This is a genomic window from Bacillus sp. MMSF_3353 (assembly GCF_030733445.1).
GTDB lineage: Bacteria > Bacillota > Bacilli > Bacillales > Bacillaceae_G > Bacillus_A > Bacillus_A wiedmannii.
This window is the reverse complement of sequence record NZ_JASHJA010000010.1, coordinates 105,673-122,976: the sequence shown is the minus strand read 5'-3', so window position 1 is coordinate 122,976 and position 17,304 is coordinate 105,673. Positions and strand designations below refer to the sequence as shown.

General features: G+C 37.5%; 18 protein-coding genes, 1 rRNA gene and 1 riboswitch. Of the genes, 14 read left to right on the top strand and 5 right to left on the bottom strand.

The window, feature by feature from the left end; genetic code table 11:
* Positions 1-118 precede the first annotated feature (118 nt).
* A 5S ribosomal RNA gene (gene rrf, locus RBB48_RS20360) occupies positions 119-234 on the top strand.
* A gap of 43 nt (positions 235-277) precedes the next feature.
* On the opposite strand, the gene RBB48_RS20355 is transcribed toward rrf, so the two are convergent.
* Positions 278-544 carry a hypothetical protein gene (locus RBB48_RS20355; protein ID WP_087982199.1) on the bottom strand — a complete coding sequence of 89 codons (267 nt, stop codon included), beginning with the start codon at positions 542-544 and terminating at the stop codon, positions 278-280.
* 250 nt (positions 545-794) lie between these two features.
* A riboswitch (purine riboswitch) is annotated at positions 795-896 on the top strand.
* 110 nt (positions 897-1,006) lie between these two features.
* On the opposite strand from RBB48_RS20355, the gene purE reads away from it, so the two are divergent.
* The 12 genes from purE (at position 1,007) to purD (ending at position 13,985) form a co-directional block, all read left to right on the top strand.
* On the top strand, positions 1,007-1,492 hold the full coding sequence (gene purE, locus RBB48_RS20350) for a 5-(carboxyamino)imidazole ribonucleotide mutase (protein ID WP_000839368.1): 486 nt from the start codon (positions 1,007-1,009) through the stop codon (positions 1,490-1,492).
* Entirely contained in the window at positions 1,489-2,640 is a 1,152-nt protein-coding gene (gene purK / locus RBB48_RS20345) for a 5-(carboxyamino)imidazole ribonucleotide synthase (protein ID WP_098133541.1), read from the top strand. The genes purE and purK overlap by 4 nt, the downstream gene beginning before the upstream one ends.
* The gene (gene purB, locus RBB48_RS20340) at positions 2,637-3,944 is read left to right on the top strand and encodes an adenylosuccinate lyase (protein ID WP_000625686.1); all 1,308 of its coding nucleotides are present in this window, start codon (positions 2,637-2,639) and stop codon (positions 3,942-3,944) included. The genes purK and purB overlap by 4 nt, the downstream gene beginning before the upstream one ends.
* 88 nt (positions 3,945-4,032) lie before the next feature.
* Positions 4,033-4,752, top strand: coding sequence for a phosphoribosylaminoimidazolesuccinocarboxamide synthase (purC, locus tag RBB48_RS20335; protein WP_087982204.1), 720 nt, complete (start codon positions 4,033-4,035; stop codon positions 4,750-4,752).
* On the top strand, positions 4,745-4,999 hold the full coding sequence (gene purS, locus RBB48_RS20330; RefSeq protein ID WP_000278821.1) for a phosphoribosylformylglycinamidine synthase subunit PurS: 255 nt from the start codon (positions 4,745-4,747) through the stop codon (positions 4,997-4,999). The genes purC and purS overlap by 8 nt, the downstream gene beginning before the upstream one ends.
* Positions 4,996-5,679: a phosphoribosylformylglycinamidine synthase subunit PurQ gene (gene purQ, locus RBB48_RS20325; RefSeq protein ID WP_000666772.1), complete on the top strand. Its 684-nt coding sequence runs from the start codon at positions 4,996-4,998 to the stop codon at positions 5,677-5,679. The genes purS and purQ overlap by 4 nt, the downstream gene beginning before the upstream one ends.
* Positions 5,663-7,882: a phosphoribosylformylglycinamidine synthase II gene (gene purL / locus RBB48_RS20320; protein WP_046958904.1), complete on the top strand. Its 2,220-nt coding sequence runs from the start codon at positions 5,663-5,665 to the stop codon at positions 7,880-7,882. The genes purQ and purL overlap by 17 nt, the downstream gene beginning before the upstream one ends.
* Positions 7,867-9,282 (top strand): amidophosphoribosyltransferase, encoded by a 1,416-nt coding sequence (purF, locus tag RBB48_RS20315; RefSeq protein WP_000879030.1) that lies wholly within the window; start codon positions 7,867-7,869, stop codon positions 9,280-9,282. Before purL ends, purF begins: the two co-directional genes overlap by 16 nt.
* Before the next feature lie 101 nt (positions 9,283-9,383).
* The gene (purM, locus tag RBB48_RS20310) at positions 9,384-10,424 is read left to right on the top strand and encodes a phosphoribosylformylglycinamidine cyclo-ligase (protein ID WP_001262447.1); all 1,041 of its coding nucleotides are present in this window, start codon (positions 9,384-9,386) and stop codon (positions 10,422-10,424) included.
* Positions 10,421-11,008 carry a phosphoribosylglycinamide formyltransferase gene (gene purN, locus RBB48_RS20305; RefSeq protein WP_000088583.1) on the top strand — a complete coding sequence of 196 codons (588 nt, stop codon included), beginning with the start codon at positions 10,421-10,423 and terminating at the stop codon, positions 11,006-11,008. The genes purM and purN overlap by 4 nt, the downstream gene beginning before the upstream one ends.
* A 24-nt stretch (positions 11,009-11,032) precedes the next feature.
* Positions 11,033-12,568 carry a bifunctional phosphoribosylaminoimidazolecarboxamide formyltransferase/IMP cyclohydrolase gene (purH, locus tag RBB48_RS20300; RefSeq protein WP_000745429.1) on the top strand — a complete coding sequence of 512 codons (1,536 nt, stop codon included), beginning with the start codon at positions 11,033-11,035 and terminating at the stop codon, positions 12,566-12,568.
* A gap of 145 nt (positions 12,569-12,713) precedes the next feature.
* Positions 12,714-13,985 (top strand): phosphoribosylamine--glycine ligase, encoded by a 1,272-nt coding sequence (gene purD, locus RBB48_RS20295; protein WP_306008003.1) that lies wholly within the window; start codon positions 12,714-12,716, stop codon positions 13,983-13,985.
* A 70-nt stretch (positions 13,986-14,055) separates the two neighbouring features.
* Here purD and RBB48_RS20290 read toward each other — a convergent pair whose 3' ends face one another.
* The 4 genes from RBB48_RS20290 to RBB48_RS20275 form a co-directional block, all read right to left on the bottom strand.
* Complete coding sequence (locus RBB48_RS20290; RefSeq protein ID WP_097889263.1) at positions 14,056-14,538, bottom strand: DUF4362 domain-containing protein; 483 nt, start codon at positions 14,536-14,538, stop codon at positions 14,056-14,058.
* Between the two features lie 107 nt (positions 14,539-14,645).
* Positions 14,646-14,810 (bottom strand): type II toxin-antitoxin system antitoxin, encoded by a 165-nt coding sequence (locus RBB48_RS20285; protein WP_001085171.1) that lies wholly within the window; start codon positions 14,808-14,810, stop codon positions 14,646-14,648.
* Between the two features lie 16 nt (positions 14,811-14,826).
* The gene (locus tag RBB48_RS20280) at positions 14,827-15,672 is read right to left on the bottom strand and encodes an SPFH domain-containing protein (protein ID WP_199695756.1); all 846 of its coding nucleotides are present in this window, start codon (positions 15,670-15,672) and stop codon (positions 14,827-14,829) included.
* 219 nt (positions 15,673-15,891) lie between these two features.
* Positions 15,892-16,269, bottom strand: coding sequence for a YgaP family membrane protein (locus RBB48_RS20275; RefSeq protein ID WP_000812332.1), 378 nt, complete (start codon positions 16,267-16,269; stop codon positions 15,892-15,894).
* 338 nt (positions 16,270-16,607) lie between these two features.
* Between RBB48_RS20275 and pcrB the strand changes: the two genes are divergently transcribed.
* Positions 16,608-17,297 carry a heptaprenylglyceryl phosphate synthase gene (gene pcrB, locus RBB48_RS20270; RefSeq protein ID WP_000272092.1) on the top strand — a complete coding sequence of 230 codons (690 nt, stop codon included), beginning with the start codon at positions 16,608-16,610 and terminating at the stop codon, positions 17,295-17,297.
* Positions 17,298-17,304: the final 7 nt, after the last annotated feature.

The window sequence follows — 17,304 nt, the reverse complement described above, 5'->3', positions numbered from 1 at the left end:
ATAGGTTCGAGGTGGAAGCATGGTGACATGTGGAGCTGACGAATACTAATAGATCGAGGACTTAACCATATAATATGAAGCAAATGTTATCTAGTTTTGAAGGAATATGCCTTCATAGTTTGGTGATGATGGCAGAGAGGTCACACCCGTTCCCATACCGAACACGGAAGTTAAGCTCTCTAGCGCCGATGGTAGTTGGGACCTTGTCCCTGTGAGAGTAGGACGTCGCCAAGCAAAAACCTAAGTCGATTCGACTTAGGTTTTTTTGTGTTTATTTTTATTTACCAAATGTCATAATCCATAAATTAAATAATCTTAAAGAAGAGAAAAGAATGGAATAGAGGCTGTTTAAAGTACTAGCAATGATTTTTTGTTCTCTAGGTTTTCCGAGTGTTCCTAAAATAATCTTTATGATAGGAAACGTTATTTCTACCACAAGTATATATTTAAAAATGTGGGATGATATAAATAAGTATTCAATCATTACAGCAAAGACTGCGATAAAAAGGAATAAATACGAAAAAAGTGTAGTTCGTTTTTTCATTATTGTCTTCCTTATAAATAAAATGAATATAAATGATATGCTTTATATTAAAGCATACGGAATAAGTATACAAACCGTTATGTGTACAATAGATCTCTAGAAATATAAATTCTAATTTCTTATCCTTCTTGCATATAGTTACAATTATTCTTTTGAATATAACTAAAACACGAACGTTATTGGTGAGTAATAAAAAAACATTCGATTATTTGTTGACATTGTTTATGAAATATTGTTAATATAGCCATAGAAAGAATAATATATAAGACCTCATATAATCGCGGGGATATGGCCTGCAAGTCTCTACCTAACGACCGTTATTCGTTAGACTATGAGGGAAAGTCACTCGGTATTTTTCTATTCACAAGGGATACGTATGCCTGAGTAGAGCGCTTTCTCTCATAGTAAAAGAGAAACTGTTCTATTTCAGGCTTTTTTTATTTGAATCGGGGGGATTCTAATATGAAATCACTAGTTGGAGTCATAATGGGAAGCACGTCAGACTGGGAAACAATGAAATATGCTTGTGACATTTTAGATGAATTAAATATACCGTATGAGAAAAAAGTTGTATCTGCTCATCGGACTCCGGATTATATGTTTGAATATGCAGAGACGGCTCGTGAACGTGGGTTGAAAGTTATTATTGCTGGAGCTGGTGGCGCAGCGCATTTACCAGGAATGGTTGCAGCGAAAACGAATCTTCCTGTAATTGGAGTTCCAGTTCAATCAAAAGCGTTAAACGGCTTAGATTCATTATTATCCATCGTCCAAATGCCAGGAGGGGTTCCAGTTGCAACTGTTGCAATTGGTAAGGCTGGTTCAACAAATGCTGGTTTACTTGCTGCACAAATACTTGGATCATTCCATGATGATATACATGATGCATTAGAATTGAGAAGAGAAGCAATTAAAAAAGATGTGCGCGAAGGTAGTGAGCTAGTATGACGAGAATCATTTTACCTGGAAAAACAATCGGCATTATTGGAGGCGGCCAGCTAGGAAGAATGATGGCATTGGCAGCTAAGGAGATGGGATATAAAATTGCTGTTTTAGATCCTACAAAAAATTCACCATGTGCACAAGTTGCTGATATTGAAATTGTTGCACCATATGACGATTTAAAAGCAATTCAGCATTTAGCGGAGATCAGTGATGTTGTCACATATGAATTTGAGAATATTGATTATAGATGTTTAAAATGGCTTGAAAAACATGCTTACTTACCGCAAGGCAGTCAGTTGTTAAGTAAAACACAAAATCGTTTTACAGAAAAGAATGCGATTGAGAAAGCTGGGCTACCAGTAGCAACGTATAGAATAGTTCAAAATCAAGATCAGCTTACTGAAGCAATCACTGAGTTATCATATCCTTCCGTCTTGAAAACGACGACAGGCGGATATGATGGGAAAGGTCAAGTTGTTTTAAGAAGTGAGGCTGACGTTGATAAAGCGCGAGAGCTTGCGAATGCAGCAGAGTGTATTTTAGAGAAATGGGTGCCTTTTGAAAAAGAAGTATCAGTTATTGTGATTCGTAGTGTAAGTGGTGAAACGAAAGTATTTCCGGTAGCGGAAAATATTCATGTAAATAACATTTTGCATGAATCTATCGTTCCAGCTCGCATTACAGAAGAACTTTCTCAAAGAGCAATTGCTTATGCAAAAGTGCTCGCGGATGAACTAGAACTTGTGGGAACACTAGCGGTAGAGATGTTTGCTACAGCTGATGGTGAGATTTATATTAATGAATTAGCACCAAGACCTCACAATTCAGGACACTATACACAGGATGCATGTGAAACGAGTCAATTCGGTCAACATATTCGAGCAATCTGTAATTTACCTCTTGGAGAAACAAATTTGTTAAAACCAGTTGTCATGGTAAACATTTTAGGCGAACATATAGAAGGGGTCCTAAGACAAGTGAATAGATTAACCGGGTGCTATTTACACTTGTATGGAAAAGAAGAAGCAAAAGCGCAGCGAAAAATGGGGCATGTTAATATTTTAAATGATAATATTGAAGTCGCTCTAGAAAAAGCGAAGAGTTTGCATATTTGGGACCATCAAGAACAACTGTTGGAGGGAAAAAGATGATTAGTCGTTATACACGCCCAGAAATGGGTGCAATTTGGACGGAAGAGAACAAATTTAAAGCATGGTTAGAAGTTGAGATTTTAGCTTGTGAAGCATGGGCTGAGCTTGGCGATATTCCAAAAGAAGATGTTAAAAAAATCCGTGAGCATGCATCATTTGATATTGATCGTATTTATGAAATTGAAAAAGAGACACGTCATGACGTAGTTGCATTCACTCGTGCTGTATCAGAAACACCAACATTAGGTGAGGAACGTAAATGGGTTCATTACGGTTTAACATCTACAGACGTAGTAGATACAGCGCTATCTTACATCTTAAAACAAGCGAATGAAATCATATTAAAAGACTTAGAAAACTTTGTAAGCATTTTAGCTAACAAAGCGAAAGAGCATAAATACACGATCATGATGGGAAGAACACACGGTGTTCATGCAGAACCAACAACATTTGGTTTAAAACTTGGTCTTTGGTATGAAGAAATGAAACGTAACGTAGAGCGTTTCAAACAAGCTGCTGATACAGTTCGCGTTGGTAAATTATCTGGTGCGGTTGGTACATACGCAAATATCGATCCATTCGTAGAAAAGTATGTTTGTGAAAACTTAGGATTAGAAGCAGCACCAATTTCAACACAAACATTGCAACGTGATCGCCATGCTCATTACATGTCAACACTTGCACTAATCGCAACATCTATCGAAAAGATGGCAGTTGAGATTCGTGGTTTACAAAAGAGTGAAACACGTGAAGTTGAAGAGGCTTTTGCAAAAGGCCAAAAAGGCTCTTCTGCAATGCCACATAAACGTAATCCAATCGGATCAGAAAATATGACTGGTTTAGCTCGTGTTATCCGCGGTTATATGATGACAGCGTATGAGAATGTTCCATTATGGCATGAGCGTGATATTTCTCACTCTTCGGCAGAACGCGTAATTTTACCAGATGCTACAATCGCATTAAATTACATGTTAAATCGTTTCGGTAATATCGTTAAAAACTTAACTGTATACCCAGAGAATATGAAACGCAATATGACAAGAACATACGGCTTAATTTATTCTCAGCGTGTAATGCTTACATTAATCGACAAAGGTATGGTACGTGAAGAAGCTTATGATATCGTACAGCCTAAAGCGATGGAAGCTTGGGAAACACAAGTACAATTTAAAGAGCTTGTAGAAGCTGATGAGCGTATTACGAGCAAGTTATCACAAGAAGAAATTAATGAATGCTTCAACTATGAGCATCATATGCAACACGTTGATACAATCTTTGAACGCCTTGGGTTAAACGAAGCGTAAAATTTCATATGGCACAGAATAGAGTCATTCTGTGCCATTCTTTATAAAAACATTATTCACATTTTTCAAACTACAGGGGGCTTGCGAAATGCAAAAGCTAGAATTGCTGTATGAAGGTAAGGCAAAAAGAATTTATCGTACAGAATCAGCAGATATGGTTTGGGTAGAGTACAAAGATAGTGCGACTGCTTTCAATGGGGAGAAAAAAGAGACGATTACAGGAAAAGGTCGTTTGAACAATGAGATTACAACTTTATTGTTCAGAAAGTTACAAGAAGTAGGAATAAAAACACATTTTGTAGAGAAGTTATCTGAAACAGAGCAACTTGTTAAAAAAGTGAGTATTATTCCTCTAGAAGTTGTCACAAGAAATGTAATTGCAGGAAGTCTTTCAAAACGATTAGGAATGGAAGAGGGAACTGTACTTGCAGAACCAATCGTAGAATTTTACTTCAAAGATGATGATTTAGGAGATCCGCTTGTAACGGAAGATCATATTCGTGTATTAAACGTTGCATCACCAGAGCAAGTAAGCGTATTACGAGATATGGCTCTACAAATCAATCAAGTGTTGATTGATCATTTCGCAAGCTGTCGTGTAAGACTAGTAGATTTCAAATTAGAGTTTGGTGTAACAGATGAAGGAAAAATCATTTTAGCAGATGAAATTTCACCAGATACTTGCCGTTTATGGGATGAAACGAGCAATGAAAAATTTGATAAAGACGTATTCCGTCGTGACCTTGGAAATTTAACAGAAGCTTATGAAGAGATTTTAAAACGTTTAGGGGGAATTTCACATGTATAAAGTTAAGGTATATGTAACGTTAAGAGAAAGCGTATTAGATCCACAAGGAACAGCAGTAAAAGGGGCACTTCATAGTCTTTCGTTCACAGAAGTACAAGACGTTCGAATCGGAAAATATATGGAATTAACAATTGATAAATCAGTATCTGACCTTGACGCAAAGGTAAAAGAAATGTGTGAAAAACTATTAACAAACGTTGTAATGGAAGACTTCCGTTATGAAGTTGAGGAGGTTGTCGCACAGTGAAATTTGCAGTCATAGTATTCCCAGGTTCGAACTGTGATGTCGATATGTTCCATGCAATTAAAGATGAGCTTGGTGAAGAAGTAGATTACGTTTGGCACGATAGAGAGAATTTAGATGAATATGATGCAATTTTACTACCTGGTGGATTCTCTTACGGTGACTATTTACGTTGTGGTGCTATTTCTCGCTTCGCGAATGCAATGAAAGCAGTGCAAAAAGCTGCTGAGCAAGGAAAGCCGATTTTAGGTGTATGTAATGGATTCCAGATTCTTGTTGAATCAGGATTACTACCAGGAGCGTTAATGAGAAACGAAAACTTAAAATTTATGTGCCGAACAGTTCAGCTGCGTGTTGAAAATAATGAAACGATGTTTACATCACAATATGAAAAAGATGAAGTAATCAATATTCCAATCGCGCATGGTGAGGGGAATTACTATTGTGATGAAGAGACTCTTAAACAATTAGAAGAGAATAATCAAATCGCATTCCGTTACGTAGAAAATCCGAATGGAAGCGTTTCAGATATTGCTGGTATTGTAAATGAAAAAGGAAATGTACTTGGTATGATGCCACACCCAGAGCGTGCTGTAGATGAATTACTTGGCGGTGCTGAAGGGTTAAAAGTCTTTCAATCTATCTTAAAACAGTGGAGGGAAACATATGTCGTTAATGCTTGAACCAAATCCAACACAAATTAAAGAAGAGCGCATATATGCGGAAATGGGGCTAACAGACGAAGAGTTTGCCATGGTTGAAAAGATTTTAGGCCGTCTGCCAAATTATACAGAAACAGGATTATTCTCTGTTATGTGGTCTGAACATTGCAGTTATAAAAATTCAAAACCAGTACTTCGAAAATTCCCAACAACAGGTGAGCGCGTTCTGCAAGGACCTGGGGAAGGTGCTGGAATTGTAGATATCGGTGATAATCAAGCGGTTGTATTTAAAATGGAAAGTCATAACCATCCTTCTGCTATTGAACCATATCAAGGAGCAGCAACAGGCGTTGGTGGTATTATCCGTGACGTATTCTCTATGGGAGCACGCCCGGTAGCTCTATTAAACTCACTTCGCTTCGGTGAATTACAGTCACCACGTGTGAAATATTTATTCGAAGAAGTAGTAGCAGGGATTGCAGGATACGGTAACTGTATCGGCATTCCGACTGTTGGCGGCGAAGTACAATTTGATCCATGTTATGAAGGAAATCCACTTGTAAATGCAATGTGCGTAGGCTTAATTAATCATGAAGATATTAAAAAGGGGCAAGCGCACGGTGCTGGAAACACAGTAATGTACGTAGGAGCATCAACTGGTCGTGACGGTATTCACGGTGCAACATTCGCATCTGAAGAGTTATCTGAAAGCTCAGAAGCGAAGCGTCCAGCAGTTCAAGTAGGAGATCCATTTATGGAAAAACTTCTTATTGAAGCTTGCTTAGAACTTATTCAGTCGGATGCACTTGTTGGAATTCAAGATATGGGTGCAGCTGGTTTAACATCATCTTCTGCAGAAATGGCAAGTAAAGCAGGTATGGGTATTGAAATGTACTTAGATGATGTACCACAACGTGAAACAGGAATGACACCATATGAAATGATGCTATCTGAATCACAAGAACGGATGCTAATCGTTGTGAAAAAGGGTAGAGAGCAAGAAATAGTAGATTTATTTGAGAAGTATGGTCTTGCAGCCGTTACGATGGGGAAAGTAACGGAAGACAAAATGCTTCGCTTATTCCATAAAGGTGAAAAGGTAGCTGAAGTACCAGCAGATGCTCTTGCAGAAGAAGCACCAATTTATCATAAGCCATCAAAAGAAGCAGCATACTTTGCTGAATTCCAGGCAATGAAAATGGAAACACCAAAAGTAGAAAATTATAAAGAAACGTTATTCGCTCTATTACAACAACCGACGATTGCAAGTAAAGAGTGGGTTTATGATCAATATGATTATCAAGTTCGCACAAGCACAGTTGTTACACCAGGTTCAGATGCAGCAGTTGTACGTGTACGCGGTACAGAAAAAGGATTAGCAATGACGACAGATTGTAACTCTCGCTACATTTATTTAGATCCAGAAGTGGGCGGTAAAATTGCAGTAGCAGAGGCAGCACGTAATATCGTATGTTCTGGGGGAGAGCCACTTGCAATTACAGATTGCTTAAACTTCGGTAATCCAGAAAAACCAGAAATCTTCTGGCAAATTGAGAAATCAGTAGATGGTATGAGTGAAGCTTGTCGCACATTACAAACGCCAGTTATCGGCGGAAACGTATCAATGTATAACGAACGTAGTGGTGAAGCTGTATACCCAACACCGACAGTTGGGATGGTTGGACTTGTACACGATTTAAAACATGTAACAACACAAGAGTTTAAGCAAGCTGGCGATTTAGTTTATATCATCGGAGAGACGAAAGCTGAGTTTGGTGGAAGTGAATTACAGAAAATGATTCACGGCAAAATTTTCGGTCAATCACCAAGCATCGATCTAGACGTAGAATTAAAACGTCAAAAACAAGTATTAGCAGCAATTCAAGCTGGCCTTGTTCAATCTGCTCATGATGTTGCAGAAGGTGGTTTAGCAGTTGCAATTACTGAGAGTGCAATTGGTGCAAATGGTTTAGGTGCTACTGTGAAATTAGACGGAGAAGCAACAGCGGCATTATTTGCTGAATCACAATCTCGCTTCGTTATAACTGTAAAACGTGAAAATAAAGAAGCGTTTGAGACGGCGGTAGAAGCAATTCAAGTTGGAGAAGTGACAAATACAAATGAAGTAACAATTCATAATGAAGAAAATGAAGTATTACTTACAGCAAATGTAGATGAAATGAGAAAGGCTTGGAAAGGGGCAATCCCATGCTTGCTGAAATAAAGGGGTTAAATGAAGAATGTGGCGTTTTCGGAATTTGGGGGCATGAAAATGCAGCACAAGTTTCGTACTACGGATTGCATAGTTTACAGCACCGTGGACAAGAAGGCGCAGGCATCGTCGTAAATAATGGTGAGAAAATCGTCGGTCACAAGGGGTTAGGTTTAATATCGGAAGTATTTTCAAGAGGTGAGCTAGAAGGCTTAAACGGAAAATCAGCAATTGGACACGTACGATATGCGACAGCTGGCGGAAGTGAAGTTGCTAACGTTCAACCATTATTATTCCGTTTTTCTGATCATAGTATGGCATTAGCTCATAACGGAAATTTAATTAACGCAAAGATGCTTCGTCGTGAATTAGAGGCAGAGGGAAGTATTTTCCAAACAAGTTCAGATACAGAGGTACTTTTACATCTCATTAAACGTAGTACGAAAGATTCTTTAATTGAAAGTGTAAAAGAGGCTCTAAATAAAGTGAAAGGTGCGTTTGCATATCTTTTACTAACTGGAAATGAAATGATCGTTGCGCTAGACCCGAATGGATTCCGTCCTCTTTCAATTGGAAAGATGGGAGATGCTTACGTTGTAGCATCAGAAACATGTGCTTTCGATGTAGTAGGTGCAACATACATTCGTGATGTAGAACCAGGTGAATTACTTATCATCAATGATGAAGGAATTCATGTAGATCGTTTTACAAATGAAGTAGATCATGCAATTTGTAGTATGGAGTACATTTACTTTGCACGTCCGGATTCTAATATTGCAGGTATTAATGTCCATGCAGCACGTAAAAACATGGGAAAACGTTTGGCGGCAGAAGCTCCTATTGAAGCTGATGTTGTTACTGGTGTACCAGACTCTAGTATTTCAGCGGCAATTGGTTATGCGGAGGCGACAGGAATTCCATATGAGTTAGGATTAATTAAAAATCGTTACGTTGGACGTACGTTTATTCAACCTTCTCAAGAACTGCGTGAGCAAGGGGTTAAGATGAAGCTTTCAGCAGTAAGAGGCGTAGTTGAAGGAAAACGAGTTGTGATGATTGACGATTCTATCGTAAGAGGAACGACGAGTAAACGAATTGTTCGTATGCTTCGCGAGGCTGGAGCGACAGAAGTCCATGTAAGAATTGCTTCACCACCTCTTAAGTATCCATGTTTCTATGGCATTGATATTCAAACAAGAAAAGAATTAATCGCAGCAAATAATTCAATAGAAGAAATCCGTCAAATCATCGGAGCAGATTCTTTAACGTTTTTAAGTGAAGATGGATTAGTAGATGCAATTGGACGTCCATATGAAGGGAAATACGGCGGTCTATGTATGGCGTACTTCAATGGAGATTATCCAACAGCTCTTTATGATTATGAGCAAGAGCTTTTAGAAAGTATGAAATAAGAAGAAAAAAGCTTCTACTTCTTTTGATGTAGAAGCTAGCTTCTTTCTTAAAATGGCCCGCCCTGAATAGGGAGAAATTAAAAGACGAGGTGTAGATAACGATGGCGAATGCATATAAGCAAGCAGGAGTAGATATTGAAGCTGGATATGAAGCGGTATCTCGCATGAAAAAACACGTACAAACAACAATGAGAAAAGAAGTACTAGGCGGTCTAGGCGGTTTTGGAGGTATGTTTGATTTATCAAAATTTGCATTAGAAGAACCTGTATTAGTATCTGGAACAGATGGCGTGGGAACAAAATTGATGCTCGCTTTTATGGCAGATAAACATGACACAATTGGTATTGATGCAGTAGCAATGTGTGTAAATGATATTGTTGTCCAAGGAGCAGAGCCGCTTTTCTTCCTTGATTATATTGCTTGTGGTAAAGCTGAACCTAGTAAAATTGAAAACATCGTCAAAGGTATATCAGAGGGCTGTCGCCAAGCTGGTTGTGCATTAATTGGTGGAGAAACAGCTGAAATGCCAGGAATGTATTCTACGGAAGAATACGATTTAGCTGGTTTTACAGTTGGAATTGTTGATAAAAAGAAAATTGTAACAGGTGAAAAAATTGAAGCTGGTCAAGTATTAATTGGCTTAGCATCTAGCGGTATTCATAGTAATGGTTATTCTTTAGTACGAAAAGTATTACTAGAAGATGGAGAACTATCTTTAGATCGCATTTACGGACGCTTAGAACTACCTCTTGGTGAAGAATTATTAAAACCAACGAAAATTTATGTCAAACCTATTTTAGAACTATTGAAGAAATATGAAGTATACGGTATGGCGCATATTACAGGTGGCGGATTCATTGAAAATATTCCACGTATGTTACCAGAAGGAATCGGTGCAGAAATTGAATTAGGATCTTGGAAAATTCAACCGATCTTCAGTTTACTTCAAGAAGTGGGAAAACTAGAAGAGAAAGAAATGTTCAATATTTTTAACATGGGTATTGGTATGGTAGTAGCGGTGAAGGAAGAAGAGGCAAAAGATATCGTTCGTCTTCTTGAAGAGCAAGGAGAAACAGCTCGTATTATTGGACGTACTGTACAAGGAACTGGCGTTACCTTCAATGGGGGCACGGCACTATGAGTAGATTAGCAGTTTTTGCTTCTGGAAGCGGCTCTAACTTTCAATCTCTCGTTAATGCGGTAGAAGAAAAAAGATTGGATGCAGAAATTAGTTTATTAGTATGTGATAAACCAGAAGCACGTGCTGTTGGACGGGCACATTATCATCATATTCCGTGTTTCGCCTTTTCAGCGAAAGCATATGAGTCAAAAGAAGCATTTGAAAAAGAAATATTAAAGAAGCTAGAAGAGTATGAGATTGATTATGTTATTTTAGCTGGATATATGCGTTTAATTGGGCCGACTTTATTAGGAGCGTACGGTGGGAAGATTATTAATATTCATCCGTCACTATTACCGAGTTTTCCTGGTAAAGATGCTGTCGGTCAAGCGTTAGAAGCAGGTGTGAAAGTAACTGGAGTAACAATTCATTATGTAGATGCAGGTATGGATACAGGTCCAATTATTGCGCAAGAAGCAGTAGTTGTTTCTGAAGGGGATACGAGAGAAAGCTTACAAAAGAAAATTCAACAAGTTGAACATAAATTATACGTAAATACAGTGAATCAAATTGTTCAGTCTGCGAAAGAAACAACTGTTAACTAACATACAACCAGGGGTGAAGGATAAATGAAAAAGCGTGCATTAGTAAGTGTTTCAGATAAAACAGGAGTAGTAGAATTTGTTAAAGGTTTACTAGAACAAGGGATTGAAGTTATTTCAACAGGTGGTACGAAAAAATTACTAGAAGAAAACGGCTTACAAGTAATCGGTATTTCTGAAGTAACTGGTTTCCCGGAAATTATGGATGGACGTGTAAAAACATTACACCCAAATATTCATGGTGGTCTATTAGCGGTTCGTGATAATGAAACGCATGTAGCGCAAATGAATGAGTTAGGTATGCAGCCAATTGATTTTGTTGTTGTTAACTTATACCCATTTAAAGAAACAATCGCTAAGCCTGATGTAACATTTGCTGATGCAATTGAAAATATTGATATCGGTGGTCCAACAATGATTCGCTCTGCTGCGAAAAATCATAAATTTGTATCGGTAATTGTAGATCCAGTAGATTACGATGTTGTATTAGCAGAACTGAAAGAGAACGGTGAAGTAAAAGAAGAAACAAAACGTAAATTAGCAGCGAAAGTATTCCGTCATACAGCGGCATATGATGCGTTAATCTCTAACTACTTAACAGAGCAAATGGGTGAAGAAAGCCCAGAAACATTAACAGTGACATTTGAGAAAAAACAAGATTTACGCTATGGAGAAAATCCACATCAAAAAGCAACCTTCTATAAAGCACCATTCGCTGTAACTTCTTCTGTTGCATACGCAGAACAATTACACGGTAAAGAATTATCTTACAACAATATTAATGATGCAGATGCAGCACTTAGTATTGTAAAAGAATTTACAGAGCCAGCAGTAGTAGCAGTAAAACATATGAATCCATGTGGTGTTGGAGTGGGTACTGATATTCATGAAGCATACACACGCGCTTATGAAGCAGATCCAGTATCAATCTTTGGTGGAATTATTGCAGCAAATCGTGAAATTGATAAAGCTACAGCAGAAAAGTTACACGAAATTTTCTTAGAAATCATTATTGCACCTTCTTTCTCAAAAGAAGCTTTAGAAGTATTGCAAAGTAAGAAAAACTTACGTCTACTAACTGTAAATATTGAAAAAGCGACAAGTGCAAGCAAAAAACTAACTTCTGTACAAGGTGGTCTTCTCGTTCAAGAGGAAGATACGTTATCATTAGATGAAAGTACAATTTCAATTCCGACAAAACGTGAACCATCAGAGCAAGAGTGGAAAGATTTAAAACTAGCTTGGAAAGTTGTAAAACATGTGAAATCAAACGCAATTGTTTTAGCGAATGATAACATGACAGTTGGTGTAGGCGCGGGACAGATGAACCGTGTAGGTTCTGCAAAAATCGCAATTACACAAGCTGGCGAAAAAGCACAAGGTAGCGCACTTGCATCTGATGCTTTCTTCCCAATGCCAGATACAGTAGAAGAAGCAGCAAAAGCAGGGATTACAGCAATCATTCAACCAGGCGGATCAATCCGTGACGAAGATTCTATCAAAGTTGCGGATAAGTATGGGATTACGATGGTGTTCACTGGCGTACGTCATTTCAAACACTAATAGAGGATATTTAAAAGGTCCGGTCAAGATAACTGTCGCATGTCGTCGTTGCTCTTGATCCTCCCTTTTAAACTTTTATTGATATGAAAACAAACTAGGAGCAGAGCTTCTAGTTTGTACTTATTTAAGTATTGGGGGATGAAATATGAATGTTTTAGTAATTGGCCGCGGTGGGCGTGAGCATGCTTTAGCTTGGAAGTTTGCGCAATCTGAAAAGGTGGAAAAGGTATATGTAGCACCTGGTAATGAAGGTATGCGCGATGTTGCAACACCAGTTGATATTGATGAAAATGATTTTGATGCATTAGTTTTATTTGCTAAAGAGAATAAGGTTGAATTAACTTTCGTTGGACCAGAAATTCCGCTTATGAATGGAATTGTTGATCGATTTAACGAAGAGGGACTTCGTGTGTTTGGCCCAAATAAGGCGGCTGCTGTTATTGAAGGTAGTAAGGCTTTTACGAAAGAATTGATGAAAAAATATGATATTCCAACTGCGGCATATGAAACTTTTACAAACTATGAAGAAGCAGTACAGTATATTCAAAAAGTTGGTGCGCCAATCGTTATTAAAGCTGACGGCCTAGCTGCTGGTAAAGGTGTAACGGTAGCAATGACGCTTGAAGAAGCATTACAAGCTGTGAAAGAGATGCTACAAGATGTGAAGTTCGGCGAAGCGAGCAAGAAGGTCGTTATTGAAGAGTTTTTAGATGGACAAGAATTTTCATTAATGGCATTTGTAAATGGAACAACTGTGCATCCGATGGTAATTGCGCAAGATCATAAACGAGCTTTTGATGGTGATAAAGGTCCAAATACAGGCGGAATGGGTGCGTATTCTCCAGTACCACAAATTTCGGAATCAGCAGTTCAAGAGGCGATAAAAACAGTATTACATCCAACTGCTAAAGCGATGATTGCAGAAAATCGATCGTTTACAGGGGTTTTATATGCGGGACTTATTTTAACAAATGATGGCCCAAAGGTAATTGAATTTAATGCACGCTTTGGTGACCCTGAAACGGAAGTAGTATTACCTCGCTTAGAAAATGATTTAGTTGATGTATGTAACGCTGTATTAAATGAAAGTGAATTAACGTTACAGTGGTCAGAGGAAGCGGTAATTGGTGTTGTACTTGCTTCGAAAGGGTATCCGGAAGCATATAAAAAAGGTGACATTATTAAAGGATTAGATGCACTGAACGATGTAATTGTTTTCCATTCAGGTACAGCGATGAAGCATGGTGACTTTGTAACAAATGGTGGCCGTGTACTATTTGTTGCTTGTAAGGCGGACAGTTTACAAGCGGCGAAAGATAAGGTGTATAAAGAAATCGGTAAAATTGAGAGTGATGGTCTATTTTACCGAAGTGATATAGGATATCGTGCAATTGGTCATGAGATGACGAGAAGCTAGTAATATTAAATGTTTTAGCGGTAAGAAAAGCGGAGAATGAGGTAGTTCATTCTCCGCTTTTCTTATTATTTTATTTAGGAACTTTTATAAGATCAATAATGTCAGGGCATTGTAATTGATAAGTTATTGCTGTTGATGAAACTTTCTTTGAAATTTTTCGGCAACTACTATTGGAATATTTAATTTTTTTGTTTTCTGTATTTCGGTCGCTTGTTTTTGAGTAATCAACATCATAATACAAAGATGTTGTCTCTCTTCCTTTTTTTACTGTTAAATCTATGATGAGAGGCTCATCTTTTTCGTTAAATCGAGTGATGCGAATGGAGTGACTCTTATTTGAATTATATTTTTTAATGAAGATATCTAATTTTTCGATATTGTAAACTGTGTCATTCTTTTGAATGACATCACCATATTTTTCGGCGGTTTCAAAACTATATTCTTTATTGGATGTATCAATTGTTGGTCGTTTATTTGAGCAAGCGACAAGATTGAATGAGAGTAGTGCAATAAATAATAAACTCGTTTTTTTATAGTAATGTTTTATAGGCAAAGCGAACCACCTCTATTAATAATGTTATATTTGTATTTTACAATATAATTACAAAGAAAACATCATCATTGTATTAAAAAATCCCACTGATTTCTCAGCGGGATTTTTTATGCATCTTTATCTTTTTTCAATTTTCCTTTTTGCTTTGCCATTTCTCGAAGTAAATACTCGATGTGTGCATTGACGCTACGAAACTCATCATTCGCCCATTTTTCGATGACTGCGTGTAATTCAGGATCAATACGTAATGGAAAGCTTTTCTTTTTAGCCATAATGATTTACAACCCTTTAGTATAGGCTTCCTGTATTAATAACTGGTTGCGCACCTTTATCTGAAACGATGGCAACTAATAAGTTGTTCACCATATTTGCTTTACGCTCGTCATCTAATTCAAGTACGCCTTCCTCATCTAACATATGGATTGAATCTTTCGCCATCTTCACAGCACCTTCAACAATCTCTTTTCTAGCAGCTAATACTGCTTTTGCTTGTTGACGTTGTAGCATTGCATGGGCAATTTCTGTTGCGTAAGCTAAATGTGTTAAACGAGTTTCTAATACTTCTACGCCAGCGATTTGAAGGCGCGCTTCTAACTCACGTTTTAATTCTTCAGAGATTTCTTCAGTATTTCCGCGTAACGTGATGCAAGTTTCATCTTGGAAATTATCATAAGGATATTTTGTTGCGACGTGGCGGATTGCTGTTTCACTTTGAATTTCTACAAATCGATCGTAATGTTCAACACCGAACATTGCTTTTGCAGAATCAACTACTTTATATACGATAACGGCTGCAATTTCAATTGGATTTCCCTCAATATCGTTTACTTTTAACTTCTTACTATTAAAGTTTTCAACACGTAACGATACAGTTTGACGGAATGCGAATGGAATTGTTAAAAATAAACCGTTTTGACGAATTGTTCCTAAATAATTACCGAAAAACGTAATAACTTTTGCTTGGTTTGGTTGAACAATACCAATACCTGTAGCAAGAACGGCGGCTAAAATAATAGTTAATGCCGCTCCTATGAAAATTTCTTGTACAAGGAAAAATACACCAATAGCGGCTAAAATTAAAATCCCAATAATACCGAGAAAACCATTTACATAAAAAACTTGTTTTTCTTTCATATGATCGCCTCCTGATATAAAAATGATATCACTTTTATATCATTTTATGCAAGGGCTTTACACCTAATTTTCTGAAATTATTGATTAGGTATTTCTTATGTATATTTTGAGGTCTGAAACGAGAATGTACGTTCTGTTTTATGGTAAAATAAAGAAGACTTAACCGCCCACTGCAGCAGCTAAGTCCCTTTGAGAGCATCTTGCATCGTGACAAATGATTCAAAGCGGTTTTGCCAGGATTATATCTTCAATCGCTGACTCAATCTCTTTGTCAGAAGCGTCAAAACTTCCATTTGACTGTGGTTTGTCGTGATTGGAAGTTTGATTCACTTCTTCTTTAGCATGTCCCTTTTCGGTAAAATTCATGCTAGGCATTTTAAATGCCCCCATATTCATGTATTTTCCGAATTTCCACATTTCAACAACGGGGCAGAAACGAACAATTCCCTCTGCGATTTTCATTGCACCAATCCATAGCAAGACGTTAGACCAAGTGCACCACGGCTTGCGTACAAGTTTAGCACTACTACAGCCGAAGAGGATAAGTCCGAGTGTAATTCGAATTAGGGCATTTATTGTACCGATGTTTTGCTTCATTAGAAAAACACTCCTTTTTATGAAAGTTGAAATAGATAATACTATTTCTCTTATTAGTATCCCGTGTGATTTTGGGGATATGTAATCCAACATTTGACGTTGAAAAAGATGTTGGAATGTGCGTGTGTGTAAGTAGCTTTTTTTGTTATAATGAAAGAATGCACAAAAGGAAGTTCAAAGTTAAATCCTCTCGTTTGAAAAACTATGGAAGAGGGAATTCCAAACTTAATTCTCCGTTTTAAACAAATATTTAAGATGAAGTTAAAAAAATCCTGATGAAAATAAACTGTTATTTTGAACAGAAATATATATAACTAGAGAAAAGAAAGGGTGTTTTCATGTACGATATTTCCGGGTGGAAACATGTATTTAAGCTTGATCCAAATAAGGAGTTAAGTGACGAACATTTAGAAATGATTTGTGAGTCTGGAACAGATGCTGTTATTGTAGGCGGAAGTGATGGAGTTACAATTGATAATGTATTACACATGCTAGTTAGCATTCGTAGATATGCAGTTCCTTGTGTGTTAGAGGTTTCTGATGTGGAAGCAATTACACCAGGATTTGATTTTTATTATATCCCAAGCGTTTTAAATAGCCGAAAGGTAGAATGGGTAACAGGTGTTCATCACGAGGCTTTGAAAGAATTTGGGGATATTATGGACTGGGACGAAATTTTCATGGAAGGGTATTGTGTTTTAAATCCGGAAGCGAAAGTAGCTCAGCTTACAGATGCGAAATGTGATGTAACAGAAGATGATGTAATTGCATACGCGCGTTTAGCAGACAAGCTATTACGTTTACCGATATTTTATTTAGAATATAGCGGTACGTATGGAGACGTTGAACTTGTTAAAAATGTAAAAGCAGAATTAAAACAAGCGAAGTTATATTATGGCGGCGGTATTTCTAATGCTGAACAAGCGAAGGAAATGGCACAATACGCTGATACAGTAGTGGTTGGGAATATTATTTATGATGATATAAAATCCGCGCTAAAAACAGTTAAAGCAGTAAAAGGAGAGTAGGTGCAGG